The 20,979-nt window shown below is 54.7% G+C and carries 24 protein-coding genes; 18 read left to right on the forward strand and 6 right to left on the reverse strand.

Translation table 11 applies throughout. From position 1 onward, the window contains the following. The coding region (locus tag QFX31_RS00005) for a helix-turn-helix domain-containing protein (protein ID WP_348530111.1) at window positions 1-202 on the reverse strand (202 nt) is incomplete at its 3' end. Window positions 203-390: 188 nt separating this feature from the next. Between QFX31_RS00005 and QFX31_RS00010 the strand changes: the two genes are divergently transcribed. From QFX31_RS00010 to QFX31_RS00020, 3 genes are all read left to right on the forward strand, one after another. Beyond that, the gene (locus QFX31_RS00010; protein WP_011695351.1) at window positions 391-942 is read left to right on the forward strand and encodes a TATA-box-binding protein; all 552 of its coding nucleotides are present in this window, start codon (window positions 391-393) and stop codon (window positions 940-942) included. A gap of 90 nt (window positions 943-1,032) precedes the next feature. Next, on the forward strand, window positions 1,033-1,950 hold the full coding sequence (locus tag QFX31_RS00015; RefSeq protein WP_348530112.1) for a Vms1/Ankzf1 family peptidyl-tRNA hydrolase: 918 nt from the start codon (window positions 1,033-1,035) through the stop codon (window positions 1,948-1,950). 171 nt (window positions 1,951-2,121) lie between these two features. Further along, window positions 2,122-2,988 (forward strand): hypothetical protein, encoded by an 867-nt coding sequence (locus tag QFX31_RS00020; protein WP_348530113.1) that lies wholly within the window; start codon window positions 2,122-2,124, stop codon window positions 2,986-2,988. A 346-nt stretch (window positions 2,989-3,334) separates the two neighbouring features. On the opposite strand, the gene QFX31_RS00025 is transcribed toward QFX31_RS00020, so the two are convergent. Next, entirely contained in the window at window positions 3,335-6,652 is a 3,318-nt protein-coding gene (locus QFX31_RS00025; RefSeq protein WP_348530115.1) for an S-layer protein domain-containing protein, read from the reverse strand. A 432-nt stretch (window positions 6,653-7,084) separates the two neighbouring features. Between QFX31_RS00025 and QFX31_RS00030 the strand changes: the two genes are divergently transcribed. The 12 genes from QFX31_RS00030 to QFX31_RS00085 all read left to right on the forward strand — a co-directional run bounded on the left by QFX31_RS00030 (window position 7,085) and on the right by QFX31_RS00085 (window position 15,136). Beyond that, on the forward strand, window positions 7,085-7,600 hold the full coding sequence (locus QFX31_RS00030) for a methyltransferase domain-containing protein (protein ID WP_348530116.1): 516 nt from the start codon (window positions 7,085-7,087) through the stop codon (window positions 7,598-7,600). Further along, complete coding sequence (locus QFX31_RS00035; RefSeq protein WP_348530117.1) at window positions 7,601-8,209, forward strand: cobalt-factor II C(20)-methyltransferase; 609 nt, start codon at window positions 7,601-7,603, stop codon at window positions 8,207-8,209. Window positions 8,210-8,222: 13 nt separating this feature from the next. Next, a complete protein-coding gene (cobM, locus tag QFX31_RS00040; RefSeq protein WP_348530118.1) occupies window positions 8,223-8,963 on the forward strand; it encodes a precorrin-4 C(11)-methyltransferase in 741 nt (246 codons plus the stop codon). A 53-nt stretch (window positions 8,964-9,016) separates the two neighbouring features. Then, window positions 9,017-9,829, forward strand: coding sequence for a cobalt-precorrin 5A hydrolase (gene cbiG / locus QFX31_RS00045; protein ID WP_348530276.1), 813 nt, complete (start codon window positions 9,017-9,019; stop codon window positions 9,827-9,829). After that, complete coding sequence (locus QFX31_RS00050) at window positions 9,813-11,207, forward strand: SAM-dependent methyltransferase (RefSeq protein ID WP_348530119.1); 1,395 nt, start codon at window positions 9,813-9,815, stop codon at window positions 11,205-11,207. Before cbiG ends, QFX31_RS00050 begins: the two co-directional genes overlap by 17 nt. Window positions 11,208-11,216: 9 nt before the next feature. Further along, window positions 11,217-11,846 carry a precorrin-8X methylmutase gene (locus QFX31_RS00055; protein ID WP_348530120.1) on the forward strand — a complete coding sequence of 210 codons (630 nt, stop codon included), beginning with the start codon at window positions 11,217-11,219 and terminating at the stop codon, window positions 11,844-11,846. A 134-nt stretch (window positions 11,847-11,980) separates the two neighbouring features. After that, the gene (locus QFX31_RS00060; protein ID WP_348530121.1) at window positions 11,981-12,988 is read left to right on the forward strand and encodes a cobalt-precorrin-5B (C(1))-methyltransferase; all 1,008 of its coding nucleotides are present in this window, start codon (window positions 11,981-11,983) and stop codon (window positions 12,986-12,988) included. Window positions 12,989-13,045: 57 nt separating this feature from the next. Next, the gene (locus QFX31_RS00065) at window positions 13,046-13,624 is read left to right on the forward strand and encodes a cobalt-precorrin-7 (C(5))-methyltransferase (protein WP_348530122.1); all 579 of its coding nucleotides are present in this window, start codon (window positions 13,046-13,048) and stop codon (window positions 13,622-13,624) included. A gap of 274 nt (window positions 13,625-13,898) precedes the next feature. Then, window positions 13,899-14,225 (forward strand): MJ1244 family protein, encoded by a 327-nt coding sequence (locus QFX31_RS00070; RefSeq protein WP_348530123.1) that lies wholly within the window; start codon window positions 13,899-13,901, stop codon window positions 14,223-14,225. Between the two features lie 5 nt (window positions 14,226-14,230). Continuing rightward, window positions 14,231-14,458, forward strand: a complete 228-nt coding sequence (locus QFX31_RS00075) for a NifU family protein (protein WP_348530124.1) — start codon at window positions 14,231-14,233, stop codon at window positions 14,456-14,458. Window positions 14,459-14,525: 67 nt separating this feature from the next. Next, window positions 14,526-14,750, forward strand: a complete 225-nt coding sequence (locus QFX31_RS00080; RefSeq protein WP_296610313.1) for an LSM domain-containing protein — start codon at window positions 14,526-14,528, stop codon at window positions 14,748-14,750. A gap of 17 nt (window positions 14,751-14,767) precedes the next feature. After that, window positions 14,768-15,136 (forward strand): MarR family transcriptional regulator, encoded by a 369-nt coding sequence (locus QFX31_RS00085; RefSeq protein WP_348530125.1) that lies wholly within the window; start codon window positions 14,768-14,770, stop codon window positions 15,134-15,136. 101 nt (window positions 15,137-15,237) lie between these two features. Here QFX31_RS00085 and QFX31_RS00090 read toward each other — a convergent pair whose 3' ends face one another. After that, a complete protein-coding gene (locus QFX31_RS00090; RefSeq protein ID WP_348530126.1) occupies window positions 15,238-16,206 on the reverse strand; it encodes an SDR family oxidoreductase in 969 nt (322 codons plus the stop codon). A 94-nt stretch (window positions 16,207-16,300) separates the two neighbouring features. Beyond that, complete coding sequence (locus tag QFX31_RS00095; protein WP_348530127.1) at window positions 16,301-16,609, reverse strand: hypothetical protein; 309 nt, start codon at window positions 16,607-16,609, stop codon at window positions 16,301-16,303. Between the two features lie 619 nt (window positions 16,610-17,228). Here QFX31_RS00095 and QFX31_RS00100 point away from each other — a divergent pair. Further along, the gene (locus tag QFX31_RS00100) at window positions 17,229-17,666 is read left to right on the forward strand and encodes a flavodoxin domain-containing protein (protein ID WP_348530128.1); all 438 of its coding nucleotides are present in this window, start codon (window positions 17,229-17,231) and stop codon (window positions 17,664-17,666) included. Between the two features lie 269 nt (window positions 17,667-17,935). On the opposite strand, the gene QFX31_RS00105 is transcribed toward QFX31_RS00100, so the two are convergent. Beyond that, on the reverse strand, window positions 17,936-19,042 hold the full coding sequence (locus QFX31_RS00105; RefSeq protein ID WP_348530129.1) for a geranylgeranyl reductase family protein: 1,107 nt from the start codon (window positions 19,040-19,042) through the stop codon (window positions 17,936-17,938). A gap of 7 nt (window positions 19,043-19,049) precedes the next feature. Continuing rightward, window positions 19,050-19,514 carry a DUF2240 family protein gene (locus QFX31_RS00110; protein WP_348530130.1) on the reverse strand — a complete coding sequence of 155 codons (465 nt, stop codon included), beginning with the start codon at window positions 19,512-19,514 and terminating at the stop codon, window positions 19,050-19,052. A gap of 312 nt (window positions 19,515-19,826) precedes the next feature. On the opposite strand from QFX31_RS00110, the gene QFX31_RS00115 reads away from it, so the two are divergent. Both QFX31_RS00115 and QFX31_RS00120 read left to right on the forward strand, forming a co-directional pair. After that, complete coding sequence (locus tag QFX31_RS00115) at window positions 19,827-20,285, forward strand: hypothetical protein (protein ID WP_348530131.1); 459 nt, start codon at window positions 19,827-19,829, stop codon at window positions 20,283-20,285. Between the two features lie 9 nt (window positions 20,286-20,294). Next, window positions 20,295-20,972, forward strand: a complete 678-nt coding sequence (locus QFX31_RS00120) for a flavodoxin family protein (protein ID WP_348530132.1) — start codon at window positions 20,295-20,297, stop codon at window positions 20,970-20,972. The last annotated feature ends 7 nt before the right edge of the window (window positions 20,973-20,979 follow it).

Genomic DNA, 20,979 nt, shown 5'->3' on the forward strand with positions numbered 1-20,979 from the left:
CGAGAGCTTGATTTTTCTTGCGGTTCGTTGATATCTGATGCGCCATCTCATAGTATGTCAGATTGTAGCGGTCATCCTCCCATGCCTCCTTCTTCGCTGCCAGAGCATCGTTGTAGAGCTGCCTGCAGGTCTCCAGCGTGTCCTCCAACTTCTTGATCTGATCCTCAGTCGGATACAGCCGGAACTTGTAGGCAGATCTCATCTTGATCGCTGCTCCTCCATATTGCATACGGGCTTACTCCAGAGATTGGAGTTTGCGCCCTGTTACTCTCTATCAATGATTTTTCATCAGCTCCATTCCCGCAATGGAGGGGGTGCTCCCATTTATATCCTTTATATACTACCTTTATATACCCCTACGTTTAAAAACCTCTCCAGGAGATGCGCGATATGGAGTCCACAATAAATATCGAGAACGTGGTGGCATCCACAAAGCTTGCTGATGAGTTCGATCTTGTTAAGATCGAGTCCGAGCTTGAAGGCGCTGAGTACAACAAGGAGAAGTTTCCCGGTCTCGTTTACAGGGTCAAGTCTCCGAAGGCAGCTTTTCTGATTTTCACATCCGGCAAGGTTGTCTGCACCGGCGCCAAGAACGTGGAGGATGTCAGAACCGTCATAACCAACATGGCCCGGACGCTGAAATCGATAGGGTTTGATAACATCAACCTCGAGCCGGAGATCCACGTTCAGAATATTGTGGCCTCCGCAGATCTGAAGACAGATCTCAACCTCAACGCAATCGCCCTCGGACTGGGCCTTGAGAACATAGAGTACGAGCCCGAGCAGTTCCCCGGGCTGGTGTACAGGATCAAGCAGCCCAAGGTGGTGGTTCTGATATTCAGCTCTGGAAAGCTGGTCGTGACAGGCGGAAAATCCCCGGAGGAGTGCGAGGAGGGTGTCAGGATCGTGAGGCAGCAGCTCGAGAACCTCGGACTGCTCTGATGGTAGAGCGTCTCTTTGTGGCACATATAAATTTGAATTCAGATCCTCATTTATAAGAGATGAACGGCGTCCTCATGAAGGTGTGATTCTGTGGACCTCTTCGGAAAAAAACGCTATCAGGAGCGGATCGCAGAGCTGGAACGCATGCTCCAGGAGCTCACCCGTGAGAAGGAGGAGCTTGAGCACGCGCTTGAAAAGCGAGAGGAGCGTCTGAAGAGGATCACAAGCGCCTATCAGGAGACTAGGCGCGCCCTGAAGGATGCGGAGCTCAGGCTCAGAGAATCCGCGGAGCGCTCCTCTGAGGAACCCTCTGGGTCTCCTGGCGCTCAAAGGCTCACACCCAGGGAGGTGAAGAGGCTGCTCAGGCGGCTTGATAACATTGAATCACCAGAAGAGGATATCCTGAGCGAGTACCGCAAACCAGGAGAGCGCCTGGAGGGCGCTCCTGATACGGCTCTTCCGAGATCACTGAAGGCCATGGCATCTGAACGGGGCATATCCCTTCTCAGCCTACCGGATGTCTTCACAATCTTGATGGTACCACCTCTGCCGTTCAGCTCTGATGGCGTGACCAGGGGGCGCAGGTTCGAGCTCAATCCCATCCGGGAGATCATGGAGACTCCTGTGCTTCTCGTATCTGCACATGCCGGCGACAGCATGATCATGGTCTCGCTGGGGGCGGATCACATTGAGAACTTCGAGATCGTGAGGACTCCTGTCAAGGAGAAGCACTCTAAGGGGGGATGGTCGCAGCGCAGGTTCGAGCGGCTCAGGGAGGAGGACATAAGGAGGCACGGCGAGCATCTGAAGGACAGAGTGGAGAAGGCATTCGAGCGGTACGCGCCTCTTATCAAATACGTGGCTGTGAGCGGCGAGCCTGAGCTCATCAGGCATCTGAATCAATGCTTCAGCCTGCCCCTGATCAGAGCCAGGCTGGGCAAGCATGATGAGCGGAATCCGGAGAGGACGCTCGAGGAGCTGTACACATACACGCTCTTAAGAATGTAGCTGAAAATCGATGCACTGGATCTGAAAATCGGGCCGCGCACATGAGCTGGACTAATCTGATCCAACATCAGTGAAGCATGTGGAATCGTATGCTGTGGGTTCTTGTGATCCAGGTGTACGATCAGAACAGTTGCTGTTAAGGATCAAAACTCTGCAAATACACATGCAATCATGGAAGAGATAGAGCTGGAGCGCAGGGCATCGTCACCCCATACGGAGCCGGAGGTGCTCGAGGAGCTCTCAGGATCGATCTCGTGGCGGGTCAGGCGTGCTGTGGGATGGAATCCATCGACACCTGTCGCGGTCCTGAAAGCTCTCGCGAGGGACAGGGTTCAGTGGGTCAGAGAGGCGGTCGCCGGAAACCCCAAAACACCTCTGGATGTCCTGGTGGTGCTCGCCAGGGATCCTGATGGCTATGTGAGGTCTGCTGTTGCTCTTAATACAGCGACTCCAGAGAACCTCCTCTCAGAGCTCTCAGAAGACGAGATGGTCGAGTTCGACACCACAAATGAGCGGCTCCGCTACATAGTCATGGAGGCCGTCGCAAAGAACCCGAGGACTCCGGAGCCTGATATCGTCAGGCTCTCTTCAAGCCATAGCGATGATGTGAGAGCCGCGGTAGCATCCAATCCGAGGGTGCCTGTGGAGGTCATAGAAAGACTCTCCCGGGATCAGAGCTGGCTGGTCAGGTACAGGGTCGCCCGGAATCCTGTGACCCCGCCGGAGGTTCTTGCCCGTCTCGCAGACGACAGGATCACGGATGTGAGGGTCGCGGTTGCTGCGAACGTGAAATCACCTCCGGATTCGCTGATCTCCCTCTCCAGGGACAGAATGGTCGAGGTCAGGCGCGCTGTGGCTGAGAACCCATCCACACCTGAGGAGGCGCTGGAGGCGCTATCAGGACACTGGTCTTTTCTGGTGCGTGAGGCGGTTGCGAAGAACAGATCCACGCCAATACCAGTAATGAACAGGCTCATCAGCGATCCGGATCCAAGCGTGCAGAAGGCCGCGAGGGAGCATCTCAGGGACCGGGCTTAGTGGATGCCTCGCATGAATGTTCACGACATATGACCTCAATTCATCTCAAAACCGCAACGAAATCGACTGCACTAGTGATCCTGCGGTTGTAATGCCTGGTTTCAATATCGGCGTTCAAACACCAAAACGAAAAACGGCCCCTTGAGTGCCCATACCAGCAAATAACATCATCTCAAACGCTTTCATCCTTTTGGCACGCCTCTAATGTCGCATGCAGCGTTTCAATACCCCCTCAATTTATCGAAGGGCTATCGCTGAGACATGTTCAGCGTCAAATAGATGAGAGAAACTCTGAAAAACGATCGGGCTCTGAGAAAAATAGTGGGCGCCCGGTGCGGGCGCAGCTTCACATCTTGAGGCGCTTCTTCAGCTCCTCCAGCTCTCCTGTCCTGTAGAGATACACACCGATTCCGGCGAGCAGGATTATCAGCAGGGCCACAGCCCAGACGAGCCATCCGCCCTTTGCCTCCTCGACGGACACGGTCTTCTGGATGCCCTCAACCTCGAAGGTGTAGACGCCAGGCTCCTTCGGCCTGTACTCAAACGTGACCTTCTCGATCTCTCCGGGCTTGACGGTGATGCTCTTGTTGCCGGTGGCGTTCCTGTTCACCAGAAGCTGCAGCTGCCTGGAGTCAGGCGACTTTCCTGTGTTCTGTACCTCTGCGACGATCTTCAGCGGCTTGCCGGCGATCGCATCGCCGGTGACATTCATGCTGACGACGCTGATCGGGGAGAGCACCTTCACGCTCTTAGTCGCCCTGTCGTAGCCTGCTGCCTCCACGGATATCGTGTGGTCACCTGTCTCATTTACCGATAGTGATAGTGATCCCTTGCTGTCCGTCACTCCAGCAGGCACACCGTCTACGCTAACATTCGCTCCCTCTATCGGCTGGGTGGCATTTGCGCCGCCCCTGACAGTCACCACGAATGTCTCGCCCCTCATGACCTCCGGAGGCGCTGTTATCACGAGCCTCCTGAGCTCAGCCTCAGATCTAACAAGGAGCGTTCCGCTCGCGTCCTCGTATCCAGATAGCTTCGCCTGGACCTGAACGCTTCCGGCCCTCTCCGGCGTGTATCTGATCATTCCTCCGGCGTCTGTTGTGCCTATCTCCTTTCCGCCGACAAGCACCTTGGCTCCGCTGACGGCCTTTCCGCCGGATGTGACCTGGATCATGATCGGCTTACCGACGATGGCCTCTGTCAGGTTGAGCCTTAGCGGCTCGGTCTTGCCGACGCGCAGGGCGATCGGGCAGAGGTTCCTCTCCGGATTATCAGCTACCCTGAACTTCAGGTTGCCCATGATCTCTATATCCTTGCCCCTGCCGAGGCTTATCGAGCCGTCGTTCTTCATCGTTATGCCATCGTCGGAGAGCGAATCCACCTCCATCTTGCCGTGCTTGTCGCCCTCCTCCACAGACTCAGGCGTGTCGGAGACCTGGAATATTCCGTCGACGGTTGCCAGATCCGCCTCCCTTCCGCGGAAGACGTTGCTTATGTGCGCTGCGATTATCGGTACATCCTCTGAGCTTATTCTAACCTTGTACGTGTATGTCGAGGCCTTGACGTCTCCTGATACAGGTGTGACGACCTTGCTGTCAACCTCCTTCCCGCTCTTTGTGAGGGAGAGCCAGACCTTGTTCCCGTCAAGATCAACCTCCTTTATCTGGAGCTCGTAGCCGTCCTCAAGCGGCAGTACGGATCCCGATGAAATCGTGCGCTCCTCGTCGCTGTCTATCAGCACCTTTCTGAGCTCTCCGTTGTTTATGATGCTGAACTCATCCGTGAACAGGGTCTCGTTGTTGTAGCCGGCGAAGTACTTGTCTGCCATGAACCCTATGACATCGTACCTGCCCCAGCTATCGAACTCGAACTCCACCGGCTGCGGAGATGTCTCGTACTTCAGATCTCCGTCCTCGATCTTGCTTCCAGAGAACCTCGCGACGAGCTTCTCAGTGCCGATGTCCTCGTCGATATCGTAGTAGAATCCCTCGAAGTTGTAGGGGGTCCATGTGAAGCTCTCCACCCTGCTCGGATCGACCACAGTTCCCCTGACCTCGTAGGTTCCAGTCCTCTCGACGACGGGCGCGAACCTGAGGACATCAGAGTCGGCCACCTGCAGACCAACGCCGCCCATCAGCCTGACAGTTGTGCCCTTTCTCAGGGTTACTGAATCCTTGTTCTCCAGCTCGATTCCGGAGTCAGAGACAGACACAACCTCCATCTTGTCGTACTTGTCGCCCTCCTCGACGGAGGCGTATGTGTCTGATATCTGGAATAGTCCATCTATCGTTACAAGACTCGACTCCGCGCCGGCGAAGACGTTCGAGACGTGGGCCATGATGAGCGGAACATCCTTGCCGCCGATCTTCTCCTCGTACATGTACGTTGCGCTCTTCAGGCTGTCAGGGGATATGACCTTGCTGTCCACCTCGTCACCATCTTTTGCGAGCGCGAGGTGCACCTTGTTGCCGTTGATGTCTATCTCCTTGATCCTGAGCTCGTATCCCTCCTCAAGCGGGAGGACCGAGCCTGCGGTTATGGTCTTCTCCTCATCACTGTCGATAAGCACGCGCCTGAGCTGGTTCTCGTTGATCAGACTCACATCATCAACGACCTCAGTTCCAGAGTAACCGGCGAAGTACTTCTCCGCCATGAATCCAATGACCTGATACTTGCCCCAGTCGTCGAACTCAAAGCTGATATCCTGGACGTCACTGGTGTATCGTATATTTCCTGTGTCTATGGCTCTGTTGTAGCTGTCGCCAGATCTGCTCAGGCTGACGGTCAGCTTCTCGGTGCCGACCCTGTCATCCAGGTCGTAGAAGAATCCCGAGAATGTCTGTGGAGTCCATGTGTAGGTCTCAGGCATCCCCTCTCTCCAGATCCTGTCTGTGAACTCCTCCTCTGCGACCTCCTCTGGAGCCTCTACAACTTCCTCCGTCACATTCTCAGCTGCGGTTACATTCTCCTCTGTTACATTCCCAGCGGTCAGGTTCTCAGCAGAGATGTTTGTAGATGCCAGGAGAGCAGGAAGGGCGGGGCTCTGGTTGCCTGCCAGGCTTGCGTTCCCGGCAATCGCCGATGTCGCATTTGATGTCAGATTCCCCTCAGGAGTGAGGCCCTCAGGGGTCACGACCGCCGAGAGGTTCGTGGCTGCGGTCGCGTTTGATGCGCCGCTCTCAGACGTCACATTTGATGTCAGGTTCCCTTCAGGAGTGGTCCCCTCGGGGGTCGATGCAGAGACATTGGATGCAGGAGCTGCACCAGCAGATGCAGCTACAGCTGGCGCTGCGCTCTGGGCAGTGCGGTTCTGCGCCATTGCAGAGCTCACATTCGCTGAAGCGCCTGCGGGCCTCTCCTCTGCGGTGGCATTTGTGGATGCTGCGTTACCTCCCGCATCCGCCTTGCTCTCAGCGGTGCTTTTCGATAGAGAGACTGGAGTTCTTGCCGTGTTGTTTCCCAGCCTCTTGAACGTCACTGTTATACCGCTGGAGGAGGTGCCTGTGGAGAAGAAATCATCCTGCGGGGCCGTCACCTTTGCTGCCGACTGATCAGCCGATCCGCTCTCTGTTGCATTCTCCGCCACACCTCCTGATAAAAATCCAGCTGATATGACGATGAGCACGATAGCAAACAAACTTTTGCGGTACATGAACACCTCCATCCAGTATTCATTTGTTTACCGTATATATATTTTATGTGAATGTATTTTTAATATACGGCGCTTCTGTGTATCTGTTTCTTACTGCTTATTATACTCTGTGGCATGTGCGGATATGTGAGTGGATGAGCACGTGGTCTCATGTTACGGCTCTAAGCATTATGGTGCACATCTGGAACACATTGTTTTATAATCGTATGCTGTGGAGATCGTGTCCGTACCACTGAGTTCAATGCTGACCTGTGGCATTCATAGAACCTCCTGGGGTTTAAGGGTAGCGAAAACCCCGCCTTTCAGGCCTGAGCAGTTGACGTTGCACTATGCCAATTCAACTGGATAATGAGAGCAAGCAGCACGCCCCATCTGAAAATTTATTTGTCTTCGTGAAATGAATCTGGATTAAGCTTATATCCCCTCCCGACGCCTGGAGTAGAGATGAAGCTGCCGGGCACAGCAACACAGCCTGAGAACATACACATTGCGATGGGCAAGCTGGATATCAGGAAGGGCATGACCTTTCTCGATATCGGCTGCGGCTCAGGCGCGGTATCGCTTGCAGCATCGCGATACACTGACAGGATCTACGGAATAGACAGGCGGCACGAGGCGGTCGAGGCGTCACGATCCCTGGTGCCATGTGGTGAGTTCATATGCGGAGAGGCTGTTGATCTCATAGCGGGGCTGCCGGATATCGACAGGTGCTTCATCGGCGGCACGAGGGATATCGAGAGATTTCTTCCGGCGCTGAGGGATAAAGCTGCCCCTGGGTTCAGGCTCGTCGTGGACATCGCGAGGATAGGCATGGCATCAAAGGTAGCACGGCTCGTCGAGGATCTCTTCACGCTCGAGGAAATTCTTCAGATAAACATATTCAGAGGCTACAGGCTGGCAGGAGACATAGCCTTAAAGCCTGTGAACCCCATCTTCATGATAGTAGGAAGAGGGGATTGAATGCTTGTGGGTGTGAGCCTCGGGCCTGGCGACCCTGGTCTGCTGACTCTGAGGGCGATAGAGGTGCTGAGGGCGAGCAGGAAGGTATTCGCCCCGGGAGAGCTTGCAGCAGAGCTCGCCAGGCCATACTGCGAGCCGGAGATCCTGGATTTTCCGATGACAGATGATCTCGAAAGGCTTGAGGAGATATGGGAGAGAAATGCGGATACAGTTGCGAGCTATGCAGGAAAATACCTCACATCGTTCGCCTGTCTTGGCGATGTTAACACATTCTCGACATTCTCTCATCTCCGGAGAGTTCTCATGAGACGGCATCCCGGGATCGAGATCGACACAGTTCCCGGGGTTGGCATAATCCCTGCGGCTGCTTCCCGGTTCGGCATAGGCTTTGAGAGGTCTTTTCTGGTCTCTGACGGCTCTGAACCGGATGCTGTTCTCCGATTAAAAGCAACAAGGCCCGCGTCGATCGCTGCGGAGCTTCATGCGCAGGGATACAGCGAGTTCATCCTGGGCACCAGGCTTTACACAGCCGACGAGATGATAGTCAGAGGTGAGATGCCGGAGAGGAGCAGCTACTTCAGTGTGCTGTATGCCAGACGCGTGCGCTGATTGCGGGGATCTTATGTTCGAGAGGAAAGACGACTGGAGCCCGATGAGGGTGTACTTTGTGGGTGCAGGCCCGGGCGATCCGGAGCTGATAACGCTGAAGGGCCACAGGCTTCTCAGAGAGGCGGATCTTGTGATCTACACAGGCTCGCTGATCAACAGAGATCTTCTCAGAGGCCTCAGGGCGGAGCTTGTCGACAGCAGCAATCTCTCACTTGAGGAGATAACCGAGAGGATCATCAGAGGTGTCAGAGAGGGCAAAAAGGTGGTCCGGCTCCACAGTGGCGACCCATCTCTCTACGGGGCGATCCTGGAGCAGATGAGGCCGCTGGAGGAGAACGGCATCGATGTCGAGGTCGTTCCCGGAGTATCATCGCTCTTCGCAGCGGCTGCGGCGCTGAAGACGCAGCTCACGCTCAAGGGCGTCTCGGAGTCCCTCATAATCACACGGCCTGCAGGAACGACCCTTGAGAGGGATGAGATCAAAGAGCTGTCACAGCACGGATCGACGATGGCGGTATTTCTCGGCGCTGAGAAGATCAGGAGGATCGTCTCATCTGTGAGGCTTCCGGCAGATACACCTGTGGCTGTCGTCTACCACGCCTCATGGCCCGACCAGCAGGTCCTGATCGGAACGCTTGGAGACATTGCGGAGAAGGTCGAGAAGGCCGGCATAAACAAAAGCGCCCTCATACTCATAGGTGGAGTGGTCAGGCGGGATGGGTTCAGGAGGTCTCATCTATACAGAAGTCGGTAGCAGTTCTGGTCTTTTCGAGGGACAGGGAGAAGGGAGAGCTGATATCCAGAAGCCTGAGCTCATGCTACCGAGCAGATATCCACACATACAGGAAGGGAATAATGGAGGAGCTCTTCAGGGAGTATGACTTTATCCTCGCCCTGATGGCAGTCGGCATAGTGGTCAGGCTTTTATGCCCGCTGCTCAGGGATAAGTGGACGGACAAACCTGTGGTCTCTGTGGATGCATCTCTCAGGTCAGCAGTTCCGATCATCGGCGGCCATCATGGAGCAAATGATCTCGCGCTTTATCTCCACAGGCAGCTGGGCATCTATCCTGCGATCACAACCGCGACGGATTCATCCGGAAGACCGAACCTGGAGGGCATAGCATCTGCGTTTGGCGCCGAGATCATAAACAGGGAGGCATCGAGGCACATCAACGCATCCTTCCTGCACCAGGATGTCCCCGTTCTGAGGCTCAAGGGCCCCAGGATAGTTATAGTGGATGAGGATGTGGCCGTCCTGAAATCAGGAGGGCTGATTGCGGGCCTGGGGGCCAGGAGAGGGGCAACCGCGGATGAGATACTGAGCGCGATAAGGTCCGCGACCGCCGAGGCAGGGCGGGAGGTATCAGAGGTCAGGGTGATAGCGACATCCCGCATCAAGACCGATGATCCGGAGATATCGAGGGCTGCCGCGGAGCTTGGCGCCTCTGTTGTTTACCTCCCTGATGATGCTCTTAATGCGCAGAGACCTGTGACCCCATCGAGGGCGAGCATGCTCGGCCTCTCAGGGGTTGCGGAGCCGGCGGTCCTGGCCCTGGCGCAGAGGATGATCCTGCCGAAGAGGGTATACGGGAGGGTCACGGTTGCTCTCGGAGAGTAAGCTCAGCATCGTCGGCATCGGTCCGGGGGATCTGGGATGCATGACCCAGCGCGCCAGAAGGGCGATAGAGGGCGCGGACTTCGTTGTGGGTTACCGCACCTATCTCGATCTCATACCATCTCTTCTTAAAGATAAGAAGGTCTTTCCGGGAAGGATGGGTGGGGAGGTCGAGCGGGCAAGGCTCGCCGTCGAGCTTCTTGACGATGGCCAGGTGGCGCTGATCAGCAGTGGAGATCCCAATGTGTATGGCATGGCGAGCATCGCCATCGAGATCGCCCTCTCCTCAGTTGATCCGTCCAGGATTGAGGTTGTTCCCGGAGTCACCGCGTTTTCGGCTGCAGCCTGCAGGGCAGGGGTGGTATTCAGGGAGTCTCTGGCTGTCGTGAGCCTGAGCGATCTGCTCACCCCCTGGGAGGAGATCAGGCGCAGGATCAGGGTCGCAGCATCCATGGGGATGCCGCTCGCCCTGTACAATCCCAGAAGCTACAGGAGGGACTGGCAGCTCTCCGAGGCTCTTGAGATTCTGAAGGATGCTGGAAGAGGTGGAGATCCACTCGTCGTCGCGAGAAACGTCTCCCGTGAGGGTGAGTCGATCCGGAGAAGCACTGTGGACGGGGCGCTTCTCGATGCCGGAGAGATCGATATGCTCACACTGCTGATAATAGGAGGCATGCACAGCGATGTATCGGGCGATGGGATATCCATAGCTGGCGTGGGTCCCGGAAGCGTCGATGATCTCACACAAGAGGTCGTGGACAGAGTGAGCTCTGCAACAATCGTCCTGGGGGCTGAGCTGCATCTCAAGTGCATAAAGGACATCATATCTGGAGAAATGTTCGTGGGCACAGGAAGCCGCGAGGAGCGGCAGGTCCAGAGGCTTGAGAGAGCGATGCGTGAGCTGCAGAACGGCGGATCGCCGGTTATCACCGTTGGCGGTGATCCGAGCATGTTCAGCGCGGCTGGGCACTACGTAGGTATGGCGCGATCGCTGAGGATGCTTCCAGGCGTGGGCGCGTTCTCAGCAGCTGCAGCGAGAGCTGGCGCTCCGATCTCGAACGACTTCGTGCTGCTCTCTGGACCGGTCTCACCAGACAGGCTCTCTCTGCTTATCGATGCAGGGTTCAGTGTGTTTCTGTACAATGCAGGTGGAGATTCCGTAAGAAGCATCTCTGACTTGCTGCCGGGCTCAAGGCCGTGTGCTGTAGCAAGGGATGTGACACGGCAAAACGAGTTCTTTGAGGTATGCACGGCATCCGAGCTCAGGGATATGAAGCTCGATGGATCAAGGTACACGCTGGTCGTGTCAGGCCCCGGATCCAGAATAAGGGATGGAATGATCGTGGCGAGCAGGGGTTATGAGAGGAAATACTGTGTATGAGGTGATGGTATGGAGAGATACTCAGATCTTGGCGCCATGACGCCTGAGGCGTTCGAGATTTCGAGGGCGAGCAGGGAGCTCATAGCAAGGATCGTCGGCGATGAGACCCTGGAGGACAAGATAAAGCAGAGGTGCGTCATGGCAACCGGAGACCCGAGCATCGCAGAGAGCCTGAGATTCGTGATGGATCCGGTGAGGGCTGGATTCAGGGCACTGGAGGAGGCTGCAGACATCTTCGTGGATATAAGGATGGTCGAAGCGGGTATTGTCAAGAAGGGCCACAGGTCCAGAATAAGAACGCTGATAGAGATGGGAGAAGAGATAGCGAGCAATCTCGGCATTACCAGGGCCTCAGCAGGGGTCATGGCCGCGAAGGATGAGCTCGATGGTGCTGTGGTCGTTATAGGCAACGCTCCTACAGCTTTGCTGGCGCTCTGCGAGATTATGGAGAAAAAAGAGGCTATGCCCTCGCTGGTCATAGGGATCCCTGTCGGATTTGTGAGGGCGGCAGAGAGCAAGGAGAGGCTGCGGAATGTAAAGGTGCCATCGATATCGAACGTCGGCACCAGGGGCGGAACGCCTCTGGCCGTCGCAGCGATGAACGAGATAATCAACATGTACCACAGGGGGATCAGGTAAAATTCCACCGGGCTCTGGAGCGCTGCGGTCTCCGAATCAGATACGCATCTCAGCGGTTCGCCAAAGGCCTGACAATACCGCTCCCGAATTTGAGATGCGGCGTTTGTGAGATCAGCTATGGAGTGGCACGCATCATGATAGATCCTGTGACGGGTTTCAGGATACCGGATGAATGGCTCAGGAGATCATCTCTGAGCGATATCAGGGAGCGGATAGAGAGCGGCCTGTGGGTTCTCCTCTCCAACGGTCAGGTGCTCCGCAGAGGTCTGACCACAGGGACAACAGCAGCAGCTGCATGCAAGGGCGCAGTGTTGTCCCTGGTGAGAGATGTGGACGGGGTTGATGTCTGGACTCCGTCTGGTATAACGGTGAGGGTGAAGGTGGAAGCCTGCGGTGGCAGATGCATCGCTCAGAAGGACGCAGGAGATCACAGCTCCGATGTCACTCATGGCATGAAGATCATCGCAAGCGCGTCCCCATCGGAGCGCACAGAGCTGATAGCTGGAGAGGGCATCGGGAGGATATGCAGAGGAGGTCTTTCCTCGGATATCGGCAAACCGGCGATAAGCAGGTCTGCGCGCACCCAGATAATGAGGGCGATCGAGGAAGGCATCAAGGAGGCAGGCCTGGGCGGAGCCGTGGTGCACCTCACTGTTCCCGATGGCAGGAGCATCGCGCGCATGACGCTGAACCCTGGCGTTGGCGTTGAGGGCGGGGTGTCCATTCTGGGCTCTACGGGATTCGTCGAGCCGTGGAATGAGCATCTTGAGGATAGCGTATCTGAATCGCTCAGTGAGCTGGAGAGGGTCGTGGCCACCACCGGAAGAACAGGCCTCAGGTACAGCAGGATTCTCTTTCCGGATCACACTGCAGTGCTCATCGGCTCAAAGCTTGATATGCTCAGGATTCGCGCCGGCCGGGATACCGTGCTCTGCGGCCTTCCTGGCCTCATACTCAGGTGGGCAGCGCCTGAGATGCTCAACGGCACCGGCTATGCGACGGTGGCTGAGATGATCGAACGGGAGCCGGATCACCCGGCGATCGCCAGAGCGCTTGAGCATCTCGGAAAGATGCTTCCGGGAACGAGGATAGTTCTGATCAACAGGGACGGTAGCATCTACAGGGACACAGGAGTGATCTGAGCGGATGAGGATCACGCCCGTTGATAGAGCACCTGGCGTTCATGGAGATTGAGTGTCATGAAGATCGTGGGCGTTGGAGCGGGTCCTGGTATGATCACGCTGGAGGCGATCGAGGCGATAAGATCAGCGAAGCTCATATACGGATCGGAGCGGGCGATAGCCCTGGCGGGAGAACATATACCGCCCGGGTGCGATGTCAGGGTCATCAGGGATTACAGATCGCTGCGGAGCCTGCCGGACGATGCTGTTGTCCTCTCAACCGGAGATCCAATGCTCAGCGGCCTCGGATATCTCGGGGGGCATGTGATCCCTGGAATATCAAGCATGCAGGTTGCATGCGCGCGCCTCGGCCTGAGCCTTTTAAGGGTCGTGCCGATAACATTTCACGGCCGCAGGATGGATCCAGAGGCTGTCGCGTTCGAGCTTAGGCACGGGAGATGCGTGTTTTTGCTAGCTGACGACTCCACGGATCTGGATGCGCTCTGCAGGTACCTGGAGGATACGGGACTCCACAGGGATGTGGTTGTTCTCAGAGATCTCGGGTATCCGGAGGAGAGGATAACAGCGGGCACGACCAGAGACCCGCCGGAGGCGAGAGGCCTCTTCAGCGTGGTTATAGGCGAGCTGGGAAGATAAACAAAGGAGGCTCATCCCCGTGATTCAGCGGATCAGTAACCTTGCATAAAGATGTGGCGTCAACTGCTATGCGGCGTCAACTGCTGATGGTTGAGGTTATCTGAGTCCGCCTCTCCGACGATTCGACCACATGAGCCACAAATGAAGTTTATTGTAATCGACGTGCTGGCAATTCCGAGATAAATTTAATTTTATATCATGCTATGTTTTATTTGGAGGAATCCATTCCACAAAAGGCAACCTATTTATGCATTCGTCTCATAACAGTCTTCACATGAAGAGCATGGTGAAGGTTTTTATCGACCACGAGCATCTCCTCAAGGTCATGAACATCCTCACAGAAGTGGGAATTACTGGCTTTTACATCTATGAGTACAGGGGCATGTCTCCCAGGGTCTGGAAGGATTTCCGTCTCAGGGAGGATCCAGAGATGACGCTTGATGCGATCAGGAACTTCTCCGAGCCAGGGGTTATGGTGAATACCGTCGTCAGCTCGAACAGGTGTGAGCGTCTTGTTCAGAGCCTGGAGCAAGGTTTAAAGGGAAAGAGGTTCACAGTGATCATCCAACCAGTGACATCGATAAAGGTCAGAGGAGATTAAGTTTAATGCAGAGCATGAAGGAAGAGGTCGAGTCCACCCTTGAGTCCATACGGAATCTGCTCAGAATAGAGGGTGGGGATGTAGAGCTTGTGGATATAACAGATGGCGTCGTGTATGTGAAGCTCACGGGGAGCTGCGCAGGGTGTCCGTTTTCCCAGATGACTCTCAAGAACTTCGTGGAGCGTGAGCTTAAAAAGAACGTATCAGGTGTGAAGGCTGTAGAGGCTGTATAGCTCTACCGCCTCATCAACTGCTTAAAAGCATTCTGATCTGAACTAGAACTGCTACGAGGTAATATCTGTGTACCCGAATAAGAAGGTCCAGTCCCTTATAGGCACCAAGATACAGGTTGAGATGAAGGGCTCTCAGAGGCATGTCCTCGAGGGCATACTCAACAGCGTGGATGAGTATCTCAACCTGCACCTCCTGGAGACCGTTGAGATCGTCAATGGAGAGAGGACAAGGTCTCTGGGGTCTGTGATTCTGAGAGGCAACAACATAATACTGATAAGCCCGGTTGAGTAGAATCGGGGGAGGGTGTGATGATAGAGGAAGCGCTGGAGTATATCAGATCCAATCCGGATGGAGTTCTCCAGAGCGATCTCTGGAAGGCCCTGGGAATCGACTCGCGAAAGTGCTCACGGATAGTCGCAAAGCTGCTCAAGGATGGGCTGATAACAAGGGAGGAGGAGCTCGCTGACGGTGTCAGGACGTACCGGCTCAGGGCGGTCGAGCGACCAGCGTGCACCGATCGATTCACCCCACTAATGGCATCTGATATTTTCGATCCGTGCGCAGGATGCACCGATGAGTGCGTGCCGGAGCGGTGCCCGAAGCTGAGCGAGTGGCTCTTCGCGCTGGCGTTCAGCAAGAGCACCGGACAGAAACCGCATGCTGCTGCGAGCCTGTGAGCTCTCATACAGTTGCATGCAGCCCAGAGTTTAAGCTTTGTTATATCATGCATGCTAACATATTAAACCTGCTGAGTTGAGGGTGTCCGCAGAATGCTTGTTCATTCAGGCAGGCGTTCCAGCATCTCCCTCAGACCATCCTCTAGCCTGTATTCTGGCACATATCCCAGCACCTCTCTGGCGAGGGTGATGTCGGCCACGGAATTCCGCACATCGCCGGGGCGTGGCTCCGTGTAGATGGGTCTGATCTCCCTCTTCAGGATTTTGCGTATGGCATCGAGCAGGCGGTTCAGGCTTGTGGCATATCCCGTGCCGATGTTGATTGCGAGACCGGACGCTCTTGGAGATATGCACGCTAGAATGTTCGCCCGCACGACATCTTTAACATATACAAAATCCCTCGTCTGCTCTCCGTCGCCGTAGACAACAGGCTGGCTGCCTGATAGCACAGCATCGATGAACTTAGGGATGACAGCTGCGTACTCTGATGCCGGATCCTGGCCTGGGCCGAAGACATTGAAGTACCTGAGAGAGACGCACTCAAGACCGTATATCTCATGGAACACCCTGCAGTAATGCTCGCCCACCAGCTTCGTCACCGCATACGGGCTCATCGGCCTCGGAACCGAGCTTTCCCGCTTGGGGAGCTCCGGAGAGTCTCCGTAAACAGCTGATGATGATGCAAACACAACCCTATTCACGCCGCAATCCCTTGCAGCAACAAGCACGGCGAGCGTGCCATCGACGTTGCTCCTGTTCGTCGTCATGGGATCCATTATCGATCGCTGTACCGATGGAAGAGCGGCCTGATGGAGCACGTAGTCCACGGACTCAAACTCTTCTTTCAGCATCTTGATATCATTGATATCGCATTCCACAAGCCTTATGCGCTCCTCCAACCCGCACAGGTTCGCACGCCGGCCCGTGCTCATGTTATCGATGACTGTGACATCATTCTCCTCACAGAGTGCCCGGGCGATGTTGGATCCTATGAATCCGGCGCCGCCTGTTACAACTATTCTCTTGTCATTCAACGGTATCCTTCCTGCATTGACTGTCTGTGACTTCATCGAAATTCATCCATATCTACTTAAAGTCGGCCTCCATCGCATCTGCGGACTGCTCAGCTGGTGTTACGTATATGCAATGTAGTCACAACGCATCTCAGATGCGGCGCGCCCCTTCCTTCTCGAAACACTCTCTGAAATACGCATTCAGCACGCATATGCTCTCCGGCGGCCCCATCAGCTCGAAGAGATCGCACGGCGATCCTCTGTAGCATTCCATCTCGTGTATCCTGCAAACAGCCACACCATCTGCAAATGTGAGATGGGGGCATGGCTCCCCGGCTCTCTTGAATATCACAGGCATCCTGTGGGCTGTGTCGAGAGTGCCATCAGGCCTTATCGCATCCGGGTTCGGAACAGCGACGTCAAGGTGGATGCAGCAGCATCCGCATCTCAGGCATATCATGGATACCAGCTCATCTTCATGGATACCAGCTCATCTCAAGGACTTTTTTGGGACCAGCATCTCTGGGCCGCGTACCTGTCTAACTGGAATCCGCAGCGGCAGCATCCAGATTTATGGGAGGCCTATCCATTTTATGTGGATTAGATTATAAACAGGATTAGATCATCATTTTTATGATATGGATATCACCGCATGTTCTGTGAGGGAAGTTTTTTTCCAAATCGAGAGGATCTCTTTGGGTTACTTAATGTACTCTGCCTTCGTTGAGTTGATCTCGATCTGCCGGTTCCCTTCGATGTGTCTATTTTGAACAATGTCGGCATGGAAATCGACATCCTGGGACATTAATACTTGTACAACGCCATAAAGCAGGGTTGATGGCTATGAATCGCCTGAAATATTGCTTTTGCGCTTATCCACACGTCTTAGGTAAACTACCTATTTATAGTCCACTGCGTAGCTTTATATAAATAAATTTAAAATTTAACATGTATTTCGTGATTTATAGACTATTTTATGTAACATACAATATTATATAAACTTATGAGGAATAATATAGAAATGCCGACAAAAGCCAAATTACTTATAGCATGTTGCAAATTTCTAATGGGGGATTCTCTTGGCGAAAATTGCGATAATCTACGCAAGCGGCCTTGGCAGGACCAAAAAGATGGCAGAGACGATAGCCGAGGGTGCGAAGACGATTGAAGGTGTCGAAGTGGTCTTGAAGGACGCATACGATGCAAAAATACCGGAGGATATAGAGGGGGCGTCGGCAATACTTCTAGGAGGGTCTACATATAACGGCAAACTGAACAGAGCTATGGACCCAGTTCTAGAAAAGCTGGCGTCGGTAGACCTGAAGGGTAAGGTAGGGCTGGCCTTTGGATCTTACGGCTGGCACGATGTTGGGGTTCCGACGCTCATCGAAAAAATGAAGTCTTTCGGCATGAACGTGATTGAGCCGGGCCTCAGCGTTGTCCAGGTGCCAGATGCAAAAGCTCTGGAAAGGTGTTTCCACCTGGGTCGAACCGTAGCAAAGGGGGTCACAAACTAAGGGCTTGAATGATGCATTGGACTCTATGATAGTTCAGCAAAAGAACCGACGGGAGATGTACTGCCGGTAGAACCAGCATATAACTGGCTCATGCGGCCGAATATTCGGAGGGCAGGCTCTGGTAACTCCAACTAGCAACAGACTTTTTTGTTAGATCGCCGCCCATCGAATCACAGGGGATGAGCCTATGGAGATCTCATCTCTGGCTGTTGATTCCAGCAGAGTGATTCAGTGATTCTATCCAGCGACTCATCTTTGAGCTGTCCGCTCTAAACCATCCTCGAGATCATCGATGCTATGAGCTTTGCTGGAGCTCTCGGCGCGAGCCATCTTAAAAAGCTCCTGTAGCTGAGGCCATGAGCATGTATGTCTATGTATCTCTCCAGAAGCGATCTGTCATCCATGAACATGTTGAATAGCAGATCCGGAAAGCGGTGCATGATGCGGGCCAGAAGAAGTGACGCTCTGAGATCGTCTCCGAACTCACTTTTGCACCTGCGTTGATACTCCACAAGATCGCATCCATCGCTGAGATGCTCAGCTGCTACATCTGCTGCGATCTGGCCGGACCTCACAGCGTAGGCGATCCCCTCTCCTGTGAAGGGATCCACCATGCCGGCCGAGTCGCCACAGAGCATTGTTCTTCTGCCCCCAAGGTATCTGGACGGCCCTGAGAGCGGGATCGTGTGGCCATGGATCCTGCCGCGGAATCCCCTGGCCCTCATGAGCTCCTCAAGGATCCCTCTTATGTTCGAGGATCGAAGACCGCCAGCGCCGACCGAGTGGTAGCTTCCGTGTGGGAAGACCCAGGCGTAGCCCATATCTGCCTTCCCAAAGTGCATCTCCATAAAATCATCGGTGTCTTCGGCAGCCACCTCTGAGACCAGGCACACACCGGTCGTTTCATCTCTGGAGCGTATCTTCCTGCCCAGCATGCCCGTGTGACCATCAGCCAGCACCAGAAGCCTGCCCTCATGGATGGCACCTGCTCTGATCCGGACGCACTCCCCCATCTCCGATATCTCCTTGGCCCTCCTTCCGAACAGGACCTCTGCTCCAGCCTCCTCCGCCCTTCTCACGAGCATCTCATCGAAGACGCTTCTGGTGACAAGCGTTGAGAGCCTTTCAGATCTGGAGATCTCAGCGCAGCGATCCCTGAAGAATATCCGTATTCGGGAGACCTCAGCATCTATAACCTCATCAGGAATCCTGAAGTCGAGGTACGATCTTGCTCTCTCTGAGAGAGCACCGCCGCACGGCTTGTACCTCGGGAAAGTCTCCTTCTCGATGAGAAGAACCCGCAGGCCGAGCCTGGCGCCCTCAAGAGCTGCAGATGCGCCTGCCGGCCCTCCACCTATCACTATGAGGTCGTACATACAGGAGCTAGGCAGCATCCCTGGAGGAGATCAGGTTCTGATACGCCTCCCGGGCCAGATCAGATACATCGATCTCGAGCTCTCTCGCCACCAGAAGTGCAACCGCATCCAGCTCGACAAGCCTCTGGAGCGAGTCCTGCCGCTCGTTTATCATCGCGATGATCTCCTTCCGGCTCATGCCTGTCTTCGAAGATATCATTCTGACCGCCCGATCGAAGATGCCCTCTGCAGGGGCGGGTTTGAACCCAACAGGTACATCGATATCCCTGTTGGAATGCACCACATCTCCATCGATGCGAACCAGGCCTTCCCTCTCAGCTTCCATCAGAAGAGCCCGGACATTTTCTGGAGGCCCCCACTTCATGTCCAGCGAGAGCACGAATATGAAGTCGCTTATCTTCAGGCTGCTCTTCCCGCGCTTCTTGAACGGCAGGGCCACAAGGTACCTCTTTTCCTGATCCAAATGAAACACCCTCTCAGACTTTCAGCAGCGCTTCTACTGGGCCGAGCATGTATGGCGACGCATAGCTAAGATTGAAGATTTATCACGGTAATTTCCTCGATCACCAGCACCTCCATGGAGCCTCCACTCTGTATATAACACTCTTGCAACGCTCACGCATGCATCCATGTTATTGGGCATTTTCACATCAGTTAGATCGCCTGCATGTATCACTAATCCCTTTCTGTACTTGTGATCGATCCTGCCAGTATCGCCAAGTTTCATAGGACGGGCTCCTTCTTGGCTCGGAAAGCATTTATTCCAGCAGTCAGATTTCATCTCATGCGATATGTCCTTTTTCTCCTGGCATGCCTGCTGGTGCTGGGCACGGCAGATGCGCTTTTCGAGAACACATCACCACAGATGTATATTGATAGATACAACAGCAATATAGATCAGGCGCCACAGGCGCTGAGGGAGCTGCTCGGAAGCGAGAGGGTTGAGATCAACATACTCCTCAATAACGGCACACTCTACATGCTCGGTCTGGAGACGCTCAAGGGGCGCATAGTGGCGTCGTATCCTGGCGGAATAGCTGATCCGACGATAACCATAGACACCTCTGAGAGCACGATCCAGAGGGTGGTATCCTCAAGCGACCCTGTGGCGGCATTCAAGGATGCTAAAGAGAAGGGAGAGGTGAGGATAGAGGCCACCAGGCTCACGACCAGACTCAAGCTCGCGCTCGTGCTGGCGAGTGCGGATGTCTTTAAATACTTTTTAGGTGTCTTCTTTGCATAGAGGAAAATTATGAAAGTAATCGCCATAAACGGAAGCCCCAAGATGGATGCGGGGAACACTGCTCGCATACTGAATCCGTTCCTGGATGGCATGCGGGAAGAGGGAGCTGATGTGGAGCTCTTCCACACCAGGAAGCTCAAGATCGGGCCGTGCAACGGAGATATGAGCTGCTGGTTCAGGAACCCTGGAAGGTGCGGCCAGAATGACGATATGCAGATGCTCTATCCGAAGTTCGAGGAGGCCGATGTGATAGTCTGGGCCACGCCTGTGTACTTCTCCGGAGTTACCGGCCCGCTCAAGAACCTGATGGACAGGCAGCTACCGCTTCATGTTCCAGGCACGGTGCCGAAGAAGAAGCAGAAGGTAGTGCTGGTCTCATCCTGTGGCGCGTGGGAGATCGGGGCATTCGATCCCATACTCGTACAGATGAGGGCGATATATTCAATGCCTGATGCAGCGGAGTTCGTCGCCGCGCTCCTGCGCCCGGGTGCAGAGGCGATGAGGTACATGCCCGAGGGGGCAATTGAAGATGTGGTCAGGGCCGCAAGGGATGCTGGCAGAGAGCTCGTTAGGACAGGGCGAATATCAGAGAGCCTCCTCAAAACTGTGAGCAGACCGCTGATGAGCGAGGAGGAGTACATGAGTATGGGAGAGAAGGCTCTGGAGGAGGTCAGAAAAAGTGCATGAGCCGCGC

It is taken from the genome of Methanothrix sp., from assembly GCF_030055635.1.
Taxonomy (GTDB): Archaea; Halobacteriota; Methanosarcinia; order Methanotrichales; family Methanotrichaceae; genus Methanothrix_B.